This is a genomic window from Halobellus marinus (assembly GCF_032113415.1).
GTDB classification, from domain to species: domain Archaea; phylum Halobacteriota; class Halobacteria; order Halobacteriales; family Haloferacaceae; genus Haloquadratum; species Haloquadratum marinus.
The window spans coordinates 3,390,477-3,408,476 of sequence record NZ_CP134946.1; the positions used below are offsets into that span (position 1 = coordinate 3,390,477).

19 protein-coding genes are annotated in these 18,000 nt (G+C 64.5%); 13 read left to right on the top strand and 6 right to left on the bottom strand.

The window, feature by feature from the left end; translation table 11 throughout:
• Positions 1–14 precede the first annotated feature (14 nt).
• The gene (locus RJT37_RS16815; protein ID WP_313686254.1) at positions 15–944 is read left to right on the top strand and encodes a branched-chain amino acid transaminase; all 930 of its coding nucleotides are present in this window, start codon (positions 15–17) and stop codon (positions 942–944) included.
• Positions 945–1,158: 214 nt separating this feature from the next.
• Here RJT37_RS16815 and RJT37_RS16820 read toward each other — a convergent pair whose 3' ends face one another.
• Entirely contained in the window at positions 1,159–1,746 is a 588-nt protein-coding gene (locus RJT37_RS16820) for a DUF502 domain-containing protein (RefSeq protein WP_313686256.1), read from the bottom strand.
• Positions 1,747–1,849: 103 nt separating this feature from the next.
• On the opposite strand from RJT37_RS16820, the gene RJT37_RS16825 reads away from it, so the two are divergent.
• The gene (locus RJT37_RS16825; RefSeq protein ID WP_313686258.1) at positions 1,850–2,392 is read left to right on the top strand and encodes a CDP-2,3-bis-(O-geranylgeranyl)-sn-glycerol synthase; all 543 of its coding nucleotides are present in this window, start codon (positions 1,850–1,852) and stop codon (positions 2,390–2,392) included.
• 152 nt (positions 2,393–2,544) lie between these two features.
• Here the strand turns inward: RJT37_RS16825 and RJT37_RS16830 are convergent, their stop codons facing one another.
• The 3 genes from RJT37_RS16830 to RJT37_RS16840 form a co-directional block, all read right to left on the bottom strand.
• A complete protein-coding gene (locus tag RJT37_RS16830) occupies positions 2,545–3,813 on the bottom strand; it encodes an RNA-guided endonuclease InsQ/TnpB family protein (protein WP_313690030.1) in 1,269 nt (422 codons plus the stop codon).
• 157 nt (positions 3,814–3,970) lie between these two features.
• The gene (locus tag RJT37_RS16835; protein ID WP_313686259.1) at positions 3,971–5,626 is read right to left on the bottom strand and encodes a histidine kinase N-terminal 7TM domain-containing protein; all 1,656 of its coding nucleotides are present in this window, start codon (positions 5,624–5,626) and stop codon (positions 3,971–3,973) included.
• A 91-nt stretch (positions 5,627–5,717) separates the two neighbouring features.
• Positions 5,718–6,518: a UbiA family prenyltransferase gene (locus tag RJT37_RS16840; RefSeq protein ID WP_313686260.1), complete on the bottom strand. Its 801-nt coding sequence runs from the start codon at positions 6,516–6,518 to the stop codon at positions 5,718–5,720.
• A 486-nt stretch (positions 6,519–7,004) separates the two neighbouring features.
• Here RJT37_RS16840 and pyrE point away from each other — a divergent pair, with 486 nt between their 5' ends.
• The 5 genes from pyrE (at position 7,005) to RJT37_RS16865 (ending at position 11,798) form a co-directional block, all read left to right on the top strand.
• Positions 7,005–7,541 carry an orotate phosphoribosyltransferase gene (gene pyrE / locus RJT37_RS16845; protein ID WP_313686262.1) on the top strand — a complete coding sequence of 179 codons (537 nt, stop codon included), beginning with the start codon at positions 7,005–7,007 and terminating at the stop codon, positions 7,539–7,541.
• A gap of 115 nt (positions 7,542–7,656) precedes the next feature.
• Positions 7,657–8,373, top strand: coding sequence for a phosphoribosyltransferase family protein (locus RJT37_RS16850; protein WP_313686264.1), 717 nt, complete (start codon positions 7,657–7,659; stop codon positions 8,371–8,373).
• A gap of 206 nt (positions 8,374–8,579) precedes the next feature.
• Positions 8,580–9,968, top strand: a complete 1,389-nt coding sequence (locus tag RJT37_RS16855) for an NCS2 family permease (RefSeq protein WP_313686265.1) — start codon at positions 8,580–8,582, stop codon at positions 9,966–9,968.
• Between the two features lie 90 nt (positions 9,969–10,058).
• Positions 10,059–11,453 carry an aryl-sulfate sulfotransferase gene (locus RJT37_RS16860; protein ID WP_313686267.1) on the top strand — a complete coding sequence of 465 codons (1,395 nt, stop codon included), beginning with the start codon at positions 10,059–10,061 and terminating at the stop codon, positions 11,451–11,453.
• Positions 11,454–11,540: 87 nt separating this feature from the next.
• Entirely contained in the window at positions 11,541–11,798 is a 258-nt protein-coding gene (locus RJT37_RS16865; RefSeq protein WP_313686268.1) for a glutathione S-transferase N-terminal domain-containing protein, read from the top strand.
• 81 nt (positions 11,799–11,879) lie between these two features.
• On the opposite strand, the gene RJT37_RS16870 is transcribed toward RJT37_RS16865, so the two are convergent.
• On the bottom strand, positions 11,880–12,857 hold the full coding sequence (locus RJT37_RS16870; RefSeq protein WP_313686270.1) for a transcriptional regulator: 978 nt from the start codon (positions 12,855–12,857) through the stop codon (positions 11,880–11,882).
• 140 nt (positions 12,858–12,997) lie between these two features.
• Here RJT37_RS16870 and RJT37_RS16875 point away from each other — a divergent pair, with 140 nt between their 5' ends.
• Positions 12,998–14,275 (top strand): TiaS agmantine-binding domain-containing protein, encoded by a 1,278-nt coding sequence (locus RJT37_RS16875; RefSeq protein WP_313686272.1) that lies wholly within the window; start codon positions 12,998–13,000, stop codon positions 14,273–14,275.
• Between the two features lie 47 nt (positions 14,276–14,322).
• Here RJT37_RS16875 and RJT37_RS16880 read toward each other — a convergent pair whose 3' ends face one another.
• On the bottom strand, positions 14,323–14,775 hold the full coding sequence (locus RJT37_RS16880) for a carboxypeptidase-like regulatory domain-containing protein (protein ID WP_313686274.1): 453 nt from the start codon (positions 14,773–14,775) through the stop codon (positions 14,323–14,325).
• Positions 14,776–14,850: 75 nt separating this feature from the next.
• On the opposite strand from RJT37_RS16880, the gene RJT37_RS16885 reads away from it, so the two are divergent.
• The 5 genes from RJT37_RS16885 (at position 14,851) to RJT37_RS16905 (ending at position 17,845) form a co-directional block, all read left to right on the top strand.
• Entirely contained in the window at positions 14,851–16,002 is a 1,152-nt protein-coding gene (locus RJT37_RS16885) for an ATP-binding protein (protein WP_313686276.1), read from the top strand.
• A gap of 118 nt (positions 16,003–16,120) precedes the next feature.
• Positions 16,121–16,468: a DUF5658 family protein gene (locus RJT37_RS16890; protein WP_313686278.1), complete on the top strand. Its 348-nt coding sequence runs from the start codon at positions 16,121–16,123 to the stop codon at positions 16,466–16,468.
• 189 nt (positions 16,469–16,657) lie between these two features.
• Complete coding sequence (locus tag RJT37_RS16895) at positions 16,658–16,999, top strand: CrcB family protein (protein WP_313686279.1); 342 nt, start codon at positions 16,658–16,660, stop codon at positions 16,997–16,999.
• Positions 17,000–17,043: 44 nt separating this feature from the next.
• A complete protein-coding gene (locus tag RJT37_RS16900; protein ID WP_313690032.1) occupies positions 17,044–17,397 on the top strand; it encodes a fluoride efflux transporter FluC in 354 nt (117 codons plus the stop codon).
• Between the two features lie 91 nt (positions 17,398–17,488).
• Complete coding sequence (locus tag RJT37_RS16905) at positions 17,489–17,845, top strand: hypothetical protein (RefSeq protein ID WP_313686281.1); 357 nt, start codon at positions 17,489–17,491, stop codon at positions 17,843–17,845.
• The last annotated feature ends 155 nt before the right edge of the window (positions 17,846–18,000 follow it).

Sequence of the window (18,000 nt, forward strand, 5' to 3'; positions counted from 1 at the left end):
GCAACGCAGGACGTATGGGATTCGACGAGATGGACGTCGACACGATCTGGCAGGACGGTTCGTTCGTCGACTGGGACGACGCGACGGTTCACGTTCTCACGCACGGTTTGCACTACGGCACTGGCGTCTTCGAGGGCGTCCGCTGTTACGACACCGAAAACGGGCCGGCGATCTTCCGCTGGGACGAACACCTCGACCGCTTCTATCAGTCGACGAAGCCGTACGATATGGAACTCCCGTTCTCCCGGGAGGAACTCACCGAGGCGACGCTTGAGTTGCTCCGCCGGCAGGAACTGGAGTCGTGCTACATCCGCCCGGTCGCGTTCTACGGCTACGGCTCGCTGGGGGTCAGCCCCAAGGAAAACCCGGTGAACGTCGCGATTGCGGCGTGGCCGTGGGGCGCGTACCTCGGCGAGGAGGCTCTGGAGAACGGCGTCGAAGTGATGATCTCCTCGTGGCGCAAGCACGCCTCCAGCCAGATCCCGACGAACGCGAAGACGACCGGCCTCTACGTCAACTCGCTTCTGGCCGGCGAGGAGGCCCGGCGGAACGGCTATACGGAAGCGATCGTCCTGAACAAGGAAGGCAACGTCGCCGAGGGTCCCGGCGAGAACATCTTCCTGGTTCGCGACGGCGAGATCTACACGCCCGGCCTCTCCGAGAGCATCCTCGACGGCATCACCCGCCAGACCGTGATCGAACTTGCCCGCGAGCGCGGCTACACGGTCCACGACCAGGCGGTCATCTCCCGCGGCGAACTCAACACCGCCGACGAACTGTTCTTCTCCGGCACCGCTGCGGAGGTGACGCCGATTCGGAAGGTCGACAATGTCGTCATCGGCGACGGTTCGCGCGGCCCGGTCACCGAGGAGCTCCAGCAGGCCTTCTTCGATCTCGTCGAGCGGCGGACCGACGCCCACGACGAGTGGTTTACCTACGTCTAGGAACCCACCTTTTTGCTGCGTCGGGTCGCGCTACGCGCGACCGCTCCTTGCAAAAAGCTGGATCAAAAACGGGCCGCGAGGCTCGCGTTCGCTCGCCTCGCGGTACAATTCAGTGAAACAACCGACGACCGCGTTAACACGCCTCAAACGCGATCCCGGAGGCAAGAAGCGACCCCACGGCGACGATTGCGGCCGGCTATCCGTAGGCCGCCGATCAGTCCTCCGAGCGGGTGTCGATATCGATCGGCGACGGTCGTTCCTCGTCGCCGAAGCCCGCCGACAGCACCCGGGTCAGTGCCTCCTCGACAGTCTCGTCGGTCTCGACGATGTCGTCGGGGTCGACTTCCATCACGAACCCCGTGGTGATGTTCGGCGCGGTGGGCATAAACAGGACGACGCGACCGTCTTCCGTGATCTTTCCCGTCTTGAACGCCGTCATCCGCATCCCGTCCCAGGGTTCGATCTTCACCGGCTTCTGGAGGTCGTCAGTTCCGGACACGGCGGTCTCGACGGCCAGTTTCGAGGCGTTGTAGAGCACCCGAATCAACGGGACGCGGTTCATCGCGGCGTCGAGGTACGTCTCGAACAACCGACCGACGGTCGTCCGCATCAGGTAGCCGACCGAGAGCACGAGCATCACGAAGACGAGAACGGCGACAAAGAAGCCGAACGGCTCGGCCAGCCGTCGGATGACCGGGAGGTCGACGATCTGCGAGTAGAGGTAGTTCAGGACGAACAGGATCACGAGGATCGGCGTCAGGACGACGAGCCCGCTGGCGAAATCGCGCCTCCACGAAGACATTTGTCAGGCGATACGTTCCCCGCTGGGATTAAAGTGACCGCTTTCCCGACGGTCGTGCGGCGAGACCGGCCACACTTTTGTCGCCGCCGCGGGACGGGCGAGTATGGTCTTCGATCTCGTTGCTGTCGCGTTCTGGGTGATGCTCCCCGCCTACGTGCCGAACAACATTGCGGTGCTGGCTGGCGGGGGCGCTCCGATCGACGGCGGCCGGACGATGGGCGGCCGTCGCCTGCTCGGTGACGGGAAAACGTGGCGTGGGACCGCGGTCGGCACTCTTGGCGGGGTGGCGCTCGCGCAGCTCCTGAACTACGTCGAACCCGTCGTCGCCGATGCGATCGGCGCCCCCGTCCCCGCGTTCCCGCTTGCTGCCGCCGTCGGGCTCGCCCTCGGTGCGATGCTCGGTGATATCGGCGCCTCCTTCGTCAAACGTCGCACGGGGCGAAAGCGCGGCGCGGCGTTTCCTGTCGTCGACCAGCTCGACTTCGTCGTCGGCGCGCTCGCGTGTGCTGGCCTTTTGGCTCCCGGGTGGTTTCTGGCGACGTTCACGCTGCCCGTCGTCGCCGTCGTCGTCGTTCTCACGCCCGTGCTCCACGTCGCGACGAACGGCATCGCGTACGTGTTGGGCCTGAAAGACGAGCCGTACTAACCAATCTTTATCTACCCTGAGTCGCGTTGCGTGCGACCGGAACTTCCGCTCGGATACCGCATACGCGACGCCGTTTTGCGGTCGGGCCGGTAGTCGAATCCCGTTGACATCCTCCCCGCGCTGAAGCGCGAGGATTCCCGAGCGTTGGGATATTAAGGTTCGCAACCTACCTGTCCCCTCGGGTGGAACGACCCAGAGGTTTGGTTGAACAGGTAGGCTACTGGCCGTGCCAAACGACCGTTACTCATATCCTCCGTCGGAGGATTCTGAGTTATCTTTCTGCGAATGTTCACTGCTCCATTCACGTCCGCGTTCATCGTCGCACCGCACGACGCACAGACGTACAAACCACGCTCCACGCGATTCGCATCACGCTTCCGACCACAACACGAACACGTCTTCGACGTGTCGCGCTCGCTCTTACGGTCTACGAGGACTCCGTGTTCCTCCGCCTTGTATTCGAGCAACGTGGTGAACCGCTCGAACTCCCATCCGTGGAGTTTCTTGTTCCCACTTCGACCCCAATTCCGCGAGTCACCGTTCTCGTCCTCGCGAATCTTGCTCAAGTCACCGATGGCGATGCGACCAACCTCGTGGTCGATGCACTGCTCTACGACGTGTTTAGCGAGTGCGTGAAGGAAGTGGTCTTTTCGACGCGAGAGTTTCTGACGGGCACGAAGCGCACGACGTGACGGGCCGTTCTCGCCCTCTGTATCGTACTCGTCGCGGGTGAAGTAGTGCTTGTCCTGTTTCAGCACGTTTCCGGGGTACAACTCGGCGTCACCGTCGTCGTAGGCGATGGTGAGGTAGTTCTTGATTCCGAGGTCGATGCCAGCGGTGTTGTCACCGGGTGCATCCTCGACAGGGATTTCGACCTTGCAGACGAGGTGGAGTTCCCAGCGGTCGCCGTTCCAGACGGCCCGAACTTGCTGGATGTTTTCCACGGTCACGTCTGGTCGCGTCTCGTACTCTGCGAGGATGAAGTCTGAGCGGTGCTGTTTGAGGTTGAAGCCTTTGCTCAGGCGGAGTTTGTTGTGTTTGGCGTCGTGTTTGATGCCTTTCTGTTTCCACGTCACGGTGGAGCGTGGGTGGTTGTCGCCGTGTTTGCGGTAGCCGGGTGGGTTGGCGGTCTCGTCTCCGCGTTGGCGTGCTTTGTACCAACTGGTGAACGACTCAGCAAGCTCTTCGAGAACTCGCTGACTTGACTGAGAATGGAGGTCACTGTATCGTTCGTGTTCCTTGAGTTCGGATTTGAGTTCGCCGTCGTCGGGGATTTCCCTGTCTTCGTCCCATCGGCCTTGCGTGTAGTATCGGGCGACGTTCCACAGTTTCGACGCTGCGAACCCGCACTGGTCGAGGTCGTCACTCACTTGGGAGTGGTTGACGATTTTCGCTCGATAGGTGCGGGTTGTCTCCAGCATCGAAACTGTGTTCATAACCAGTTATGTGGAATTCAATATTAAAAGTGACGACTGAGCGTGGAATATCCAGCCGTGCCGTCAAACGGAGTCAGTTGAGGGGTTGTCGGCTGTATCCCCGCCCTGAAGGGCGGGGTTTTAGCCTTGCAACTTCCATAACTCACGCCTCCCTTGGCGGGACTGCGATCTCGATGACCGTACCGGTCGGATCGTTGTCGCTGAACTGCACCCTGCCGCCGAGGAGTTCGGCCCCCCACTTGATTATCCAGAGTCCGATCCCGCTGCCGTGTTTGAGCGACGATTCGGCCCCCGCAGAAAGCACAGCCAGTTCGTAATCGGATATCCCCGGCCCGTTGTCCCGGATCTCGACGGTTACCTGCTCGTCTGTGACGCCGGTGACAATTTCGATTCTGGGGTCGTCGCTGTCGTTGTGCTCGGCCGCGTTTTCGATGGCGTTCAGAAGCACCGAATCGAGGACGCTGTTGACCGACGCGTCCCGACCAGCACGTCGATACTCGACTGTCACGTCCGGGAACCGCGATCTGGCCTCCCTGACACACTCTTCGCCGATCGTGTGCAGCGATCGGAAGTCGGATTCCTCCCGGGCCCGACTGAAGAGCCGGATCGCCTCGCGTCCCTTCTGCCCCAACTCGTCGATCCGGAGGACGCTTTCTTTCATTCGCTCGGCGTTCTCGCCCGACAGGTCCTCGGCGTATCCGAGTAGCAGGTTCGTCTCCGTTTTGATGTTGTGTCGGAGGACACGATTGAGGACCTCCAGGCGCTGTTCCTGTCGCAGAAACTCGGTGATCTCTTTGAACGTCACGACGCGCCCGATCGTTTTTCCCCGGTCGGACGTGATCGGAGTGACTTCGACCTCGAAACTTCGGTCACCCGACCGGGTCTCGACCGTGAGGAAATCGCCGAACGATCCGGACTCGGGGAATTCCTCGTAGTCCGGGATCTTTTTCGGCGCCGGCGACCCGAGTACTTCGTCTCTCGTCTCCTGGAGCATTTCGAGCGCCGGTTCGTTGATGTCGATCACGGTATCACCGATATCGAGGACGATCACGCCCTCTTGAACCCCATCGAACACCAGCTTTCGGGCTCTATTGTTCGGCGCCGGATTCGTCCGCAACAGGTCGAAATGCCGGAGCGCGAACAGGTAGATGACGCCGGAAAACGAGAAGGCGATCGGCGTCGGATCGATGGGCGTGGCGAGAATATCCGCGAGGTACCCCAGGTTCGTGGCCCACGGGGCGATGAGCGCGCCGATGAGGGCGTACGCCTGTTTTCGAAACGTGAACATCTGGCTCAAAACCAGTTCGAGCAACAGGACGCCGCCCGCAGCACCCACCAGATACGTGTAGATCGCCACGATCCAATACCAGACACCTCCGTTCTCGTTTTGGATGGTGCCGGCGTCTATAGAGCCGGTGATTCCGATTCGTAACAGGTCCTGATACGGTCCGAGAGCGACGAGGACGACTGTCACGACCGGAATCGCGGCGAGCGTCGCCACGTATCGTGGATGCATATACCGATCCCGACCGGTGTACTCCAAAGCGAAGAGGATCCACCCGAGCGGGACTGCCACGACGCCGACCCACATTGCGTGCATCCAGAACAATTTCGCCTCGACAGTCGGTGCCTGGAGGCGGAAAATAAGCGTAATCGACCAGAGTACCTGCCCACTCAATAGCAGCACGAGCGCTCTCGCTCCCGGCTTCGATCCTTCCCTCCACGCCAGGATGGCCGAGGCGGAGCCAAGCACGACCGAAAGGAGTAGCGAGAGGAGCAACGGGATTGGTTCCGACACAGTCTTCCAATTTTGCTCTTTGTATACGAAACTTCTGTCACTACAAAGACAACTTGCGTGAGCGACCTCGAAAAAATTGTTTCGGAGACAGCTAGGCGAAGAGTACAACCAGTAGTCCGCCGGCGACGACGACGTGGTTCATCTCGCCCAGCAGTTCCAGTCGACGGTAGTTCTCGCTGCGCCCGACGCGACTGTTGAGGAGGACTGCAAGTGCGCGGCCGGCGAGGAGGACGGAAGCGAAGAGCGCCGGCAGGTGTCCACCGACGTACGCCCAGATCACGACGAGCACTGACAGGGAGTTGATCACGTACAACAGGTGTCGAGTTCGACGGACGCCCACGACCGTCGGGAACGTCGACACACCGTTTCGGGCGTCGTCGCCGATGTCGCGGACGTTCGGGATCTCCGTATTGGCGAAGATGTCGATGAAGAAGTAGACGGCGAGTACGACGACGACAGGGGTGATCGTGGCCCCAGCGAACACGAGGGGCAGGAAGACCATCGCTGTCGCCCACGCCAGCGCGACGAGAGTCGAGTTGAGGATGAAGACCGACTTCAGCCGCTTGATCGGTACAATCGAGGATCCAGGCAGATCCACGGCATACACGACCCACGTCGCGCCGGGGATCAAGGTGATCGCGAGTGCGAGCGGGCCACCGAGCGTGGAGATCGCGATTGCGAGTCCGTACGCCCCTGCGGACGTGATCGAGAGTAAACGCCTGTGCCGGCCGATGAAGGCGCTTCGCTCGGACGTCGCTTCGGGATCGTACTTCACATCGCTGATTCTGTCGCCGACGTACACGCCGTAGGCGACCAGCCCGACGACGACGGGCGCTGGATTCGGTGACAGCGAGAGCATCACCATCGTAATGAGCGTTCCAGCGACGCCCATCCCCACAATATCGAGTTGCGTGAAGATGCATACTTGTTTGATTCGTTGCCCCAGGCCGGAAGACGGCCAAAAACTTCGCCGATTTACGGTGGACGCCCCACCGGAGTTTATCGGTGACTCTGGTGTTTCACTTGACATAACTTCGGAATGGCACCCCGAGAGAACACGCGCTGTTGTCCCTCGGACGCCAAATACGATTTATAGCCACCTGATAATAAACATCAACTGAAAATATCGGTTTGGTGACGGCGACTGGTAAGTCACCATTCCCCCGGACACCTGCCATCTCTGACGGTGGTAGCCGACCCTGGCGTGGACCCTCGTTTGCCTCGATGGGCCGCTGATTCACGATACCCGCCGCCGTTCCGGCAACCTGGGAGGTGTCCGTGGCGTCATACTTTCTCTCCGATGCGCTTCACGCCGCTCCGGCCACAATCCCGTGTTGAACCGTCCCGTTTAAGCGCCTTCCGCGCGCTCGCTCACTTGATGACCAACGACGAACTCATCGCGGCGCTGCGCGACGCCGACGCGATCCAGTTCGGGGAGTTCGAACTCTCACACGGCGGCACCTCCGAATACTACGTCGACAAGTACCTCTTCGAGACCGACCCGGGCTGTCTCCGCCTGATCGCCGAGGCGTTTGCGGCGAAACTGTCGGGCGAAAAGCTCGCCGGCGTCGCCCTCGGCGCGGTCCCGCTCGTCGCCGTCACGAGCGCCGAGACCGACACGCCGTACGTCATCGCACGGAAGGAAGCCAAGGAGTACGGCACCGGCAACCGGATCGAGGGCCGACTCTCGGCGGGCGAGGAGGTCGTCGTCTTGGAGGACATCGCCACGACCGGCAAGAGCGCGCTCGACGCCGTCGAGGCGCTTCGGGACGCGGGCGCTATCGTCGACCGCGTGTTAGTCGTCGTCGATCGACAGGAGGGCGCACGCGAACGACTCGCGGAAGCCGACGTCGAACTCGACGCGCTCGTGACCGCCGCGGATCTCCTCGACGATACGGACGCGAACGGCGCCTGACTCCGGCGTTTCACTGTCTGCTACGGGGCGTTCAAACTGTATTCCACGTTCGTGGTTTCTTTGGCGACTATACGTATCGATATATTCATACTTGCGTAACATCGCACATCGAAATATGAACAGAGCGGAGAAAGCGGCCCTCCAGTTGCAGGCAGTTGCAGTCCTTCGGATGCTCAAAGAGACGCGCACGTACGACCAACTCGCGGAGTTGACCGGTCTCCCCGCCGGCGACCTCAACCGGTACGTCAACGGCCACGTGCTCCCGGGCGCAGAGCGCGCCCGCGAGGTCGTTACCGGCGTCGGCCGCGACGCCCTCGCCTCGGAACTCCGCGACCGCGTCGAGTTCGACGACGGTGGCTATCTCGACAACTCAGATATCGTCTTCGATCAGTCGTTTCTGGACCTCGTCGCGCCCGTGGCGGCCAACTCGTTGGGCTTCGAGCGCCCTGACGTCGTCCTGACCGCCGCGACCGACGGGATCACGCTCGGCGCCGCGATGGCGAGTTACTTCGACGCCCGCGTCGCCTACGCCAAGAAATCGAAGGAGACGGCCGTCGAGGAGTTCATCGAATCGCGGCAGCGGCTCGCCTCCGGAATCGAACTGACGTACTACCTTCCCGAGCGGGCGCTCTCGGGCGGCGAGCGCGTGCTGGTCGTCGATGACCTCATCCGCTCCGGCGAGACCCAGGAGTTGCTTTTGGACATCGCTATCCAGGCGAACGCGGACGTCGCGGGCGTCTTCGCGCTGATCGCCGTCGGCGACGACGGCATCGCGCGGGCCCGCGAACGCACCGACGCACCCGTCGGCGCGCTCTCGACGTTCGAGGCGTAGATCGGCGATATCCCCCTCCGAGGCGTAGGTCGGCGGTATCCCCCTTCGAGGCGTAGGTCGGCGACGACCACTTTCGAGGCGTAGATCACTGACGGCCCCTTTCGAGGCGTAGGTCGGCGACGACCACTTTCGAGGCGTAGGTCGGCGACGTCCCACAGTCGATGAAAACGTTTATCGACCGGATGTGTGATGTGCCGACGTAAATAATGGGACTTTCGGACTCCCTGGGTGGATACTTCGACGTTCAGGCGCACGATTCGTCGGTCAGAACTGAACTGCTTGCCGGATTGACGACATTCCTGACGATGTCCTACATCGTCATCGTCAACCCCGCGATCCTGGCGCAGGCCATCTCGATCGAGGGCATATCCTCGGGCCAGATCCAGTCGATGCTCGCCGTCGTGACGATCATTGCGGCGGCGACGGCGACGTTCGTGATGGCGGTGTACGCCAACCGCCCGTTCGCGCAGGCGCCCGGGCTGGGGCTGAACGCCTTCTTCGCGTTCACCGTCGTCGGCGCGCTCGGGGTTCCCTGGCAAACCGCGCTCGCTGCCGTCGTCGTCGAGGGGATCCTCTTCATCATCCTCACGGCCGTCGGCGCCCGGGAGTACGTGATCGGGCTCTTCCCGGAACCGGTGAAGTTCGCGGTGGGAACCGGTATCGGGCTGTTTCTGGCGATCATCGGCCTCCAGGCGATGGGCGTCGTCGTCGACGATCCCGCGACGCTCGTCGGGATGGGGTCACTCGCGTCGAATCCGGTCGCGATCGTCTCGATCGTCGGGCTCTTCTTTACGTTCGTGCTCTACGCGCGGAACGTCCCCGGGTCGATCATCATCGGCATCCTCGCGACGACCCTTCTCGGCTGGTTGATCACGGCGTTCGGCCCCGTCGCCCCGGACGCGGGACTCGTCGCCGGTGCGGCCACGGTCAGTTACGATATCACGCCGCTTGCGGGTGCGTTCGTCTCAGGGTTCGCCGGCATCGAGGCGTTCACCTTCGCGCTCATCGTGTTCACGTTCTTCTTCGTGGACTTCTTCGACACCGCCGGCACGCTCGTCGGCGTCGGTCAGGCGGGGGACTTCCTCGACGAGGACGGGAACCTCCCCGGCATCGACCGGCCGCTGATGGCCGACGCGATCGGGACGACCGTCGGTGGGATGCTCGGGACCTCGACTGTTACCACGTACATCGAGTCCGCCTCGGGCGTCGAGGAGGGCGGTCGGACCGGCCTGACGGCGCTCACCATCGCGACGCTGTTTGTCGCCTCGCTCGCGATCGTCCCGCTCGCGACGATCATCCCGCTGTACGCCTCCCACATTGCGCTGGTCGTGATCGGCGTCGTGATGCTCAAGAACGTCGTCGACCTCGACTGGGACGACATCACGAACGTGATCCCTGCGGGCTTGACGATTCTGGTGATGCCCTTCACCTACTCGATCGCCTACGGCATCGCCGCGGGCATCGTCTCCTACCCGCTGGTGAAACTCGCCGCCGGCGAGCGTAAGGACGTCCGCGTCGGCCACTGGGTGCTGGCGGGTGCGTTCGTCCTCTACTTCGTCGTTCGGACGGGCGGCATCCTGACCGCGCAGGTGTAGCGCCGCGCTGCTGGCGCCGCTTTCCTTCGCCGGCGAATCGCTCTCCGTGGACCGCAAGAGATTCATCGATGACCCGCTCATCATTCGCGTGTGACTCTTCCGCCCCTCTCCCGCGCGAACGCAGTTCGGCTCGTGGCACTCGTCGTCGTCGTCTCCCTCCTTGCGCCCTCAGTCGTCTCGGCGGTGACGTACGATCCCGCTGAGGACACGAGCCTCGAACAGGGCACGATCACGAGCCCAGCGAACGACTCGACTGTCGTCAGCGTCCAGGGCTTCACGTTCCAGGGGCAAACGAACGCGAAAAAGCCCGCCAGGCTCGTCTCGATCGGGCCGCGCGGAGACCTCGAATGGATCCACAACGACACGGTCGGCGGGAACGCCTGGTTCTTCGACGTCGATCCGCTGCCGAACGGCAATCTGCTCGTCTCCTCGCCGCGGGCGGGTGACACTGTCCTCTTCGAGCTGGATCCAGACACCCAAGAACGCGTCTGGCAGGAGCGGTTCAATATGACCGACACCCACGACGTCGCATATCTCGGTGACGACCGCATCGCCATCGCGAATATGCGGGAGTGGAACGAATCGGCGGGCAGAAGCGACGACCGGGTCGTCATCTACAACCGTTCGAGCGGGGAGTTCACCTGGGAGTGGTACTTCCGGAACCACTACCCCGAAGACACCGACGGCGGCTACAGCGAGGACTGGACGCACGTCAACGACGTCGACCCGGTCGGCGACGATCGACTCCTGCTTTCGCCGCGGAACTTCGATCAGGCCATCGTCGTCGATATGGAATCCAAGGAGATCGTCGAGCGCCTCGGCAGCGACGGCAACTACTCCGTGATGCGCGAACAGCACAACCCCGACTGGCTGGAAAGCGAGAACGGGACGCCGACGATCCTGGTCGCCGACAGCGAGAACAACCGCGTCGTCGAGTACGCGAAGGAGGACGGCGAGTGGATTCGGACGTGGGAGGTCGGTTCGGAGACACTCACCTGGCCGCGTGACGCCGACCGACTCCCCAACGGCAACACCCTCGTTACCGACACCCTCAACCACCGCGTGATGGAGATTACGCCGACGGGCGAGGTCGTCTGGGAGTACTACGCGACGTGGGGGCCGTACGACGCCGAACGGATGGGGACTGAACCGGAGTCGTCGGGGCCCACGATCCGCGATCTCAACAAGAGCGGCTCCTACGCCATCACGGGGAGTGCGAACCTCACTGCCGGGGGGAACGGCAGCGTCGGCTTCGCGGGCCGGGTCCGTGCCACGTTCGCGGGGACGCCGCTCGAAGGGCCGATGCACGAGTTTGCGACCCGCTGGGCGCACGTGACGCCGTGGATCCGCCCGGTCTGGATGTCCGGCTGGGACTTCGCGTGGGCCATCACCGCGGGACTCGTCGGGATCACCTGGGTCAGCGGCGAGGTGATCGCGGGACGGCGGCGGATCGTGGCCGGGGTCAGGCAGCTGTTAGATCGCTGACCGATCCCGGGTCGACGAACGCTCTGTGATGCGTCTCCCGTGCACGCGACCACGTGACTCTTTAAGCGGAATCGCGTACTGAGCGTGATGTCAGATCTCACCCTGTACGAACTGGACGGCTGTCCGTACTGCGCGAAAGTCGTTACCAAGCTGAACGAACTCGATCTGAAGTACGAATCGGTGAAGGTACCTTCCGCGCACAGCGACCGGACCGAAGTGAAGGAGATTAGCGGTCAGACGGGCGTTCCGGTCCTCGTCGACGAAGCCAACGGCGTCGAGGGGATGCCGGAGAGCGACGATATCGTCGAGTATCTCGAAGAAACCTACGGCGCCGCCGCGAACTGAGCCGGTCGGCTGCGGACTCTTTCCCCACTCGCTATTTTCGGCCAAAACGGTCCTGCGCGACGACGATAGCGACGCCGGCACCTACGCTTCTGACGGTTCCTGCGAGCGATCGCGGATGAGTTCGCGGATCGCTTCGGGGTCGTCGATGGCGGCCAGCTCCTCACAGCTGACGAGGGCGGTCCCCTCGACGGCGTCGCGCTTGGAGTCGTCCTCGGTGAAGTACACCGACCGCGTCTGTGTCACTTCCCCGAGCGAGGACATGATCCGGGCTCGTTTCTCGGCGCTCCGGGTGAACGCCGAATGGCCGGTGAGCATCGGGGTGAAATCCCGGCGCCGGCCGTCGTCCTCGCTGACGGCTTTGAACGGGGCACGTGCCGTCGGGTGGACGGTGAACCCCGCCCGCGTCAGCACGTGGACCACGTGTTCGTCGTCGGAGTCGGGATCTGGATCGTCCGGCATCGGCTCCGCGTCCCGGACGTCTCCGGCGCCGTCCATCACTTCGACCGGGCTGGAAAAGGGCTGGTCGAACATCTCTTCGAGTTGGATCGCCACTTCGATGCTCGCGTTCATCCCGTCTTCGTACTTCGAGACGGTGCGCCGCGAGACGCCGAGTTCCGACGCCAGCTGGCCGAGACTCCAGCCACGTTCCTCGCGTTCGTCCGCGAGGAGGTCACCGTCGATGTTGACGTAGAGGCCGCCCGGCGCGGCGTAGATGAGCGGCGGGACGCCCTCGACGAACAGATCCAGCGCCGTATCCGGATTGAACACCGGGACACCGTGGCGGAAGTACACAACGCCCGGTTTCAGGTCCTCGTCACGCGTTCGCAGTCCGACGACCATCGGCGTCGCGTTGAGATAGGTCCCCAGCCGCCGCATCTCCTCGCCAGTCGTCCCGTCGAACGCGTCGATGTTCCCCAGGATCTTCAGGAGTACTAGGTCCTCACCACGGCGCGCGGCGATATCAAAACTCTTCGGTCGGATCTCACAGCGGTCGCTGACGATGAACCCGGCGTCCTCGAGCATCGCCGTGACGTTTCCGACTAGCGCGGACCGCGACATACCCGAAAATACGCGATTCAGCCCATATATGCGTTGTGCCGTCGGGTTCGTCGGCTGAGTGACCAGTTCGACCCCGGTTTCGGCTCCACGCTCTCACTATCCCGAAAGCGGTTAGCCCACGCGTCGATTACGAGATATCGATGGCGATCATCGGCCTCGACGACACCGACTCCCGTGAGCGAGGGATGTGTACGACGTACCTCGCGACGCGGGTCGCCGAGGCGATCGTCGACGACGGCGGGAGGGTCGAACGGCGGCTACTGGTACGGCTCAATCCGGCAGTCGAGCACAAAACCCGGGGGAACGCGGCGCTTGCGCTCCACACAGACATCGATCCCGACCGGGCGCTGAATCTCGCCGCGGCCGAACTGGAGCCGCTGGCCGAAACCGACGATCCCCGGACGAGCCCGGGAGTTGTGGTCGCCGACGATCCGCCCGAGGCGGTCCCGCGGTCAGTGGCCGATTTCGCGCGGCGGGCGGTTACGGACCTCCTGGACCCCGCGGAGGCGACGGATCTGGCCGATACCGCCGGCTACCGCCACCGCGGCTGGGCGGGCGGCCGCGGGCGGATCGGCGCGCTCGCCGCCGTCGGCGCGTGGCGCGCGTTCGACGAGTGGACGTACGAACATATCGCCTACCGCGAATTCGAGCGCTGCGGCTCTCTCCGCGACGTCGACGAAGCGTCGGTTTTCGCGGCCGCGGACGAGTGGTATCCGACCGCGTGGGACACGGTCGATCGGGTCGAACGGCAAGCAGTCTGCATTCCCAGCGCGCCCGGGCCGATCCTCTACGGCATCCGCGGCGACGATCCCGACGCAGTACGGGAACTGGCGGGACGGATCGAGAGCGAGCCAATTGAGCGAGCGGCCACGTTCGTGACGAATCAGGGCACCGACGCGCACCTCCGGGACGGCACTATCGGCGACCTCTCGGACGGTCACGCCTACCGCGTCGACGGCACCGTTTCGACCGAACCGGAGACTCGGACCGGCGGCCACGTCTTCTTCACGCTCTCCGGCCGGGACTGCTCGGAGGAACGGGTCGACTGCGTCGCCTTCGAGCCGACAAAGCGGTTCCGCGATCGCGTCCGGGCGCTCCGTCTCGGCGACGAGATCACCGCCTGTGGGGAGGTGAGCAACGGGACGGTGAAACTGGAGAAGTTCGCCGTCCGGTCGCTACAGTGGACGGCGGAGACGACACCTACCTGCGACGAGTGCGGCCGCTCGATGGAGAGCGCCGGACGCGGGCAGGGCTATCGCTGTCGGGACTGCGGGACGTCGGCGCCGGGACCCGAGACCGTCGATCTTGACCGCGACCTCGAACGCGGGTGGTACGAGGTGCCGCCGTGTGCGCGTCGGCACATCGCCAAGCCGCTTGTCCGCGGTGGCTTCGACGCGCCGGTCCATCCCGAACGATGAGAGGTCGCGGCCACGCCCTGGCTGTCGGATGATTCCCCGCCTCCCGCCTACTTTGCGACCACCAGGATCTCCGTGTTCTCCCGTCGGTCGACGAACTGGCTCCCCGACGGCGGCTTCACGTCGACGACGAGCGTGCCGGTCTCCTGGTTTGCGCGCGTGTCGGCCTCGACAGTGACGGTCGCCACGCCATCGGCGTCCGATTTCGCCGTCACCACCCCCGCCATCTCGGCGCTGCCGTCCTTGACAATCACGGTCGCTCCCTCCACCGGATCGCCGTCGTCGTCGACGACGCGCAGTTCAAGTTCGTGCTCGCCGGGTTCGACGACGTCCGGCGTGGGCTGGACGTCCAGTTCCGAAACGGCGAGCCCCTGTATCCCCGAGACCATATTCAGCATCACGCTCATCGTGGCGACGCCCACCACAAGTGCGATGACGAGTCTGATCGGCAGTCCCTCGATCGCCCGGTCGTCCGCGGCGAACCGCCCGAGTTCTTCGAGCATACCGCCCGTGGTCCCGTCTCCGTATATAAACGCTCGCCCGGACGTTTATTCCGGATGGAGCGGCCACACTCTTCGATGCACGCCGAGGTCCTCGGACGACGCGATGCGGACACCACAGCCGATTCCGACGCGCCGATCGGGCGCTTCGGGAACCACCGCGCCCGCGACGGGAGCCCTGGAGCACCGGTCGGAATCGATCTCGACCGGCCGCACGCCGCGCTCGTCGTGGGCAAACGCGGCTACGGGAAGTCCTACACGCTCGGCGTCCTCGCGGAGGAGGCGGCGCGAGCCCGTGGGATTGCACCCGTGGTCGTCGATCCGATGGGCGTCTTCGGCGGTCTCGCAGCCGAGGCGGCTGACGATCCCGTGCCTGCGCGGGTGATCGATGCTCCCTCGGTCCGCGCGGATGCCATCCCGCCAGGCCGCTGGCCGCGTCTCGTCGGTGCCGATCCGGACGGTGCGGTGGGCGCGCTCGTCTGGGACGCAGCCGCCGCGGCCGACACCCTCGCGGAGATGCGAACCGTCGTCGGGGACGCCGAGGCTGCCGACGACGCCCGGCGCGCGGCCGATAACCGGCTCCGGCGGGCTGAATCGTGGGACGTGTTCGATCCCGACGGACTCGACGCAGGATCGCTCGCCGGGGGCGGGGCGACCGTTCTCGACTGTTCCGGGCTCGACGACGCAGCCGCAAACGCGGTTGTTGCGGGCGTTGCGGCCGCACTGTACGACGGGCGAGTCGACCGATCCGATGGGCTCTCCTCGCCGGAAACGGGGACAGACTCGAAAACGAACACCGACCCGTCCCGGATCGACCGACTCCCGTGGCTCTTCGTCGACGAGGCGCACGTCTTTTTCGAGGGCGTCGCCGCCGCAGCCCTCCGTACGATACTCACTCGCGGGCGCGCGCCGGGCGTCTCCCTTGTCACCGCTACGCAGCGGCCGAGTGCGCTCCCCTCGGTCGCCGTCTCGCAGTCGGATCTCCGCATCGTCCACCGGCTGACCGCCGGGCCGGATGTCCGTGCGCTCGCCTCGGCCGATCCGGCATATCTCGATGGCGACGTCACCGACGCGATGCCGACCGCGCCGGGTGAGGCGCTGGTGGTCGACGACACTGCCGAGGCGGTTCGGACGGTCGCGATTCGTGAACGCGACACGCCACACGGCGGAGCGAGTCCGCGGGCGTCGTCGGTGTCGTTTCCGCCCACCGAGCGCTGCCTCGGTGACTAACCTTCCCCTGTCGCGGCCGACGCCGTTTCTCCCGTCGAACAGGGGCGATAGCGGTAACTGGACGCTACTCGTCACAAGCGGTCATTTACGAAGCACATCCTCGGCCAACCGGAGGGATATGGGGCAATCCGAGGTCCCCGGATCGGTCGAACGACTGCAGTTCGCGGAGACGCGACTGTGGGCGGTCGCGGTCGCGTTCTTCGGAATCGGCGATTTGGTGACGACCACGGTCGGACTCAGCATTGCCGGAGTGTATGAGGCGGGTGTCGTGTCTGGCTTTCTCGTCGAACAGTACGGCTTGGTTTCGATGGTCGCCGTGAAACTCGCTCTCCTCGCCGTGTTCTATCTGCTCTGGCGGTTGACGCCGCGGCCGCATCGGGTCGGTGTCCCGCTCGGACTGGCCCTCCTCGGCGTGATCGTGGTCTGGTGGAATCTGTCGGTGAAGACCGTTGCAATCCTCTTTTGAGCGGTCCTTGCGGACGCTGCGGTCGCCGACGGAACGACTCCTCGCTGCGACGCTGCGCGGGCGATCCCGAGATCCGCCCCGACTGGAAGGGCCGTGAGCACGGTCTGGTCGTCGACTTCCGACTCACCCGAAAGCCGCCCGATCACGGGACCGAAACCGACGAGTAGCCCCTCACCCGATACGGCAGTGATGGCAGACAGGCTCGTGCCGGTGCTCGTCGCGGTCGGCGGCTTCTTCGGCGCGACCTCGCGCTATGCTGTCGGTCTGCTCGTTGCTGGCTCGGCTGGAACGCTCGCGGTCAACGTCGCCGGGAGTTTCGTCCTCGCTGCCGTGATCGGGGTCGTCCGCTCGTCGCGGCTTCGCCTGTTTCTCGCGACCGGATTGCTCTCCTCGTTTACGACCTACAGCACGTTTGCCGTCGAGACGGCAACACGTGCACCACTGCCGGCGTTCGCGAACGTCGGCGCCACCTACGCGCTCGGGTTCGCCGCGGCGTTCGCGGGTCTCGAAGTCGGGAGGCGGTACGCGTGACACCCACGCTGGTCGGGTGGCTCCCGCTCGCGCTGTTCGGCGACATTCTCGCTTCGCTTCCGACGCCGCTCCTCGTCGGCCTTGGCGGGGCCGCGGGCGCACTCTGCCGGTACGCGGTCGACGTTGCCCTCGACGGCGGCCGGCCGAGCACCTTCGCGGTCAACGTTCTCGGGAGCATCGCGCTCGGGGCGCTCGTCGCCGCCTCGCCGGCCGCACCGACGCTCGCATTTGCCGGGACCGGATTCTGCGGCGCGTTCACCACGTTCTCCTCGTTCGCGATCAACGTTGCAGACGCGGCCACAGACGGCCGCTACGGTGTCGCCGTCGCGGATGCGGCCGGCACGCTCCTGATGGCGTTGCTCGGCGTCGGCATCGGGGGACTGATCGTCGGCCTGTGACGTCTGTGGACCCCTCCGAGGTCGCGAACCCCGCTCGAACTCGTTCGAGACCGGCCACAACCTCCTTCTCCGAGGAGCCGTATCGGTACGTATGCGCGTCGAGTGTCCCTACTGCGATGTCGAGGTCGACGTCACGAGTTTGACGTCCCACGTCCGCCGGATGGAGGGCGAGGGACACGGCGTCTCCGGGACGGTCCCGACAGAGCGCGTCGACAGCCCCTGGAACATCCGCATCGAGACCCGGCCGGCCGAGGCGCGCGCCGACCGGGGGACGGACCTCGACGCGGAGTACGTCGAAGAGCGGATCCGCCGCGGCCGGTGTCCCGGCTGCGACCTGGGCGTCGTGGGGCTGAAGGGCGGCGACGGCTGGCTCTCCAGCGGCCGTCGTCGACTGGCGTGTCCGAACTGCGGGTGGGAGAGTCCCGGGTGGGTCACGGTCGAGGACTGAATCCCGCTCATCATAGAGCTTCGCAACCGACAGGCCGCGGAGACGAAATTTTGTCAGCCGAATGGAGTACAGAGTGCCGAGGCGGGATTTGAACCCTGCACAGACGTTCCTGCTCGCTCACTCCGTTCGCTGCGCGGGCGTGCGACTGCTGGTGT

Bases quoted from the DNA above. Each gene is read 5' to 3' on its own strand.
- RJT37_RS16880 (WP_313686274.1), bottom strand. From the start codon at position 14,775: ATGCTCGAAGAACTCGGGCGGTTCGCCGCGGACGACCGGGCGATCGAG.
- RJT37_RS16855 (WP_313686265.1), top strand. From the start codon at position 8,580: ATGGGACTTTCGGACTCCCTGGGTGGATACTTCGACGTTCAGGCGCAC.
- RJT37_RS16895 (WP_313686279.1), top strand. From the start codon at position 16,658: ATGGCAGACAGGCTCGTGCCGGTGCTCGTCGCGGTCGGCGGCTTCTTC.
- RJT37_RS16870 (WP_313686270.1), bottom strand. From the start codon at position 12,857: ATGTCGCGGTCCGCGCTAGTCGGAAACGTCACGGCGATGCTCGAGGAC.
- RJT37_RS16875 (WP_313686272.1), top strand. From the start codon at position 12,998: ATGGCGATCATCGGCCTCGACGACACCGACTCCCGTGAGCGAGGGATG.
- RJT37_RS16905 (WP_313686281.1), top strand. From the start codon at position 17,489: ATGCGCGTCGAGTGTCCCTACTGCGATGTCGAGGTCGACGTCACGAGT.
- RJT37_RS16890 (WP_313686278.1), top strand. From the start codon at position 16,121: ATGGGGCAATCCGAGGTCCCCGGATCGGTCGAACGACTGCAGTTCGCG.
- RJT37_RS16885 (WP_313686276.1), top strand. From the start codon at position 14,851: ATGCACGCCGAGGTCCTCGGACGACGCGATGCGGACACCACAGCCGAT.
- RJT37_RS16850 (WP_313686264.1), top strand. From the start codon at position 7,657: ATGAACAGAGCGGAGAAAGCGGCCCTCCAGTTGCAGGCAGTTGCAGTC.
- pyrE (WP_313686262.1), top strand. From the start codon at position 7,005: ATGACCAACGACGAACTCATCGCGGCGCTGCGCGACGCCGACGCGATC.
- RJT37_RS16820 (WP_313686256.1), bottom strand. From the start codon at position 1,746: ATGTCTTCGTGGAGGCGCGATTTCGCCAGCGGGCTCGTCGTCCTGACG.
- RJT37_RS16830 (WP_313690030.1), bottom strand. From the start codon at position 3,813: ATGCTGGAGACAACCCGCACCTATCGAGCGAAAATCGTCAACCACTCC.
- RJT37_RS16825 (WP_313686258.1), top strand. From the start codon at position 1,850: ATGGTCTTCGATCTCGTTGCTGTCGCGTTCTGGGTGATGCTCCCCGCC.
- RJT37_RS16865 (WP_313686268.1), top strand. From the start codon at position 11,541: ATGTCAGATCTCACCCTGTACGAACTGGACGGCTGTCCGTACTGCGCG.
- RJT37_RS16815 (WP_313686254.1), top strand. From the start codon at position 15: ATGGGATTCGACGAGATGGACGTCGACACGATCTGGCAGGACGGTTCG.
- RJT37_RS16840 (WP_313686260.1), bottom strand. From the start codon at position 6,518: ATGGGCGTCGCTGGAACGCTCATTACGATGGTGATGCTCTCGCTGTCA.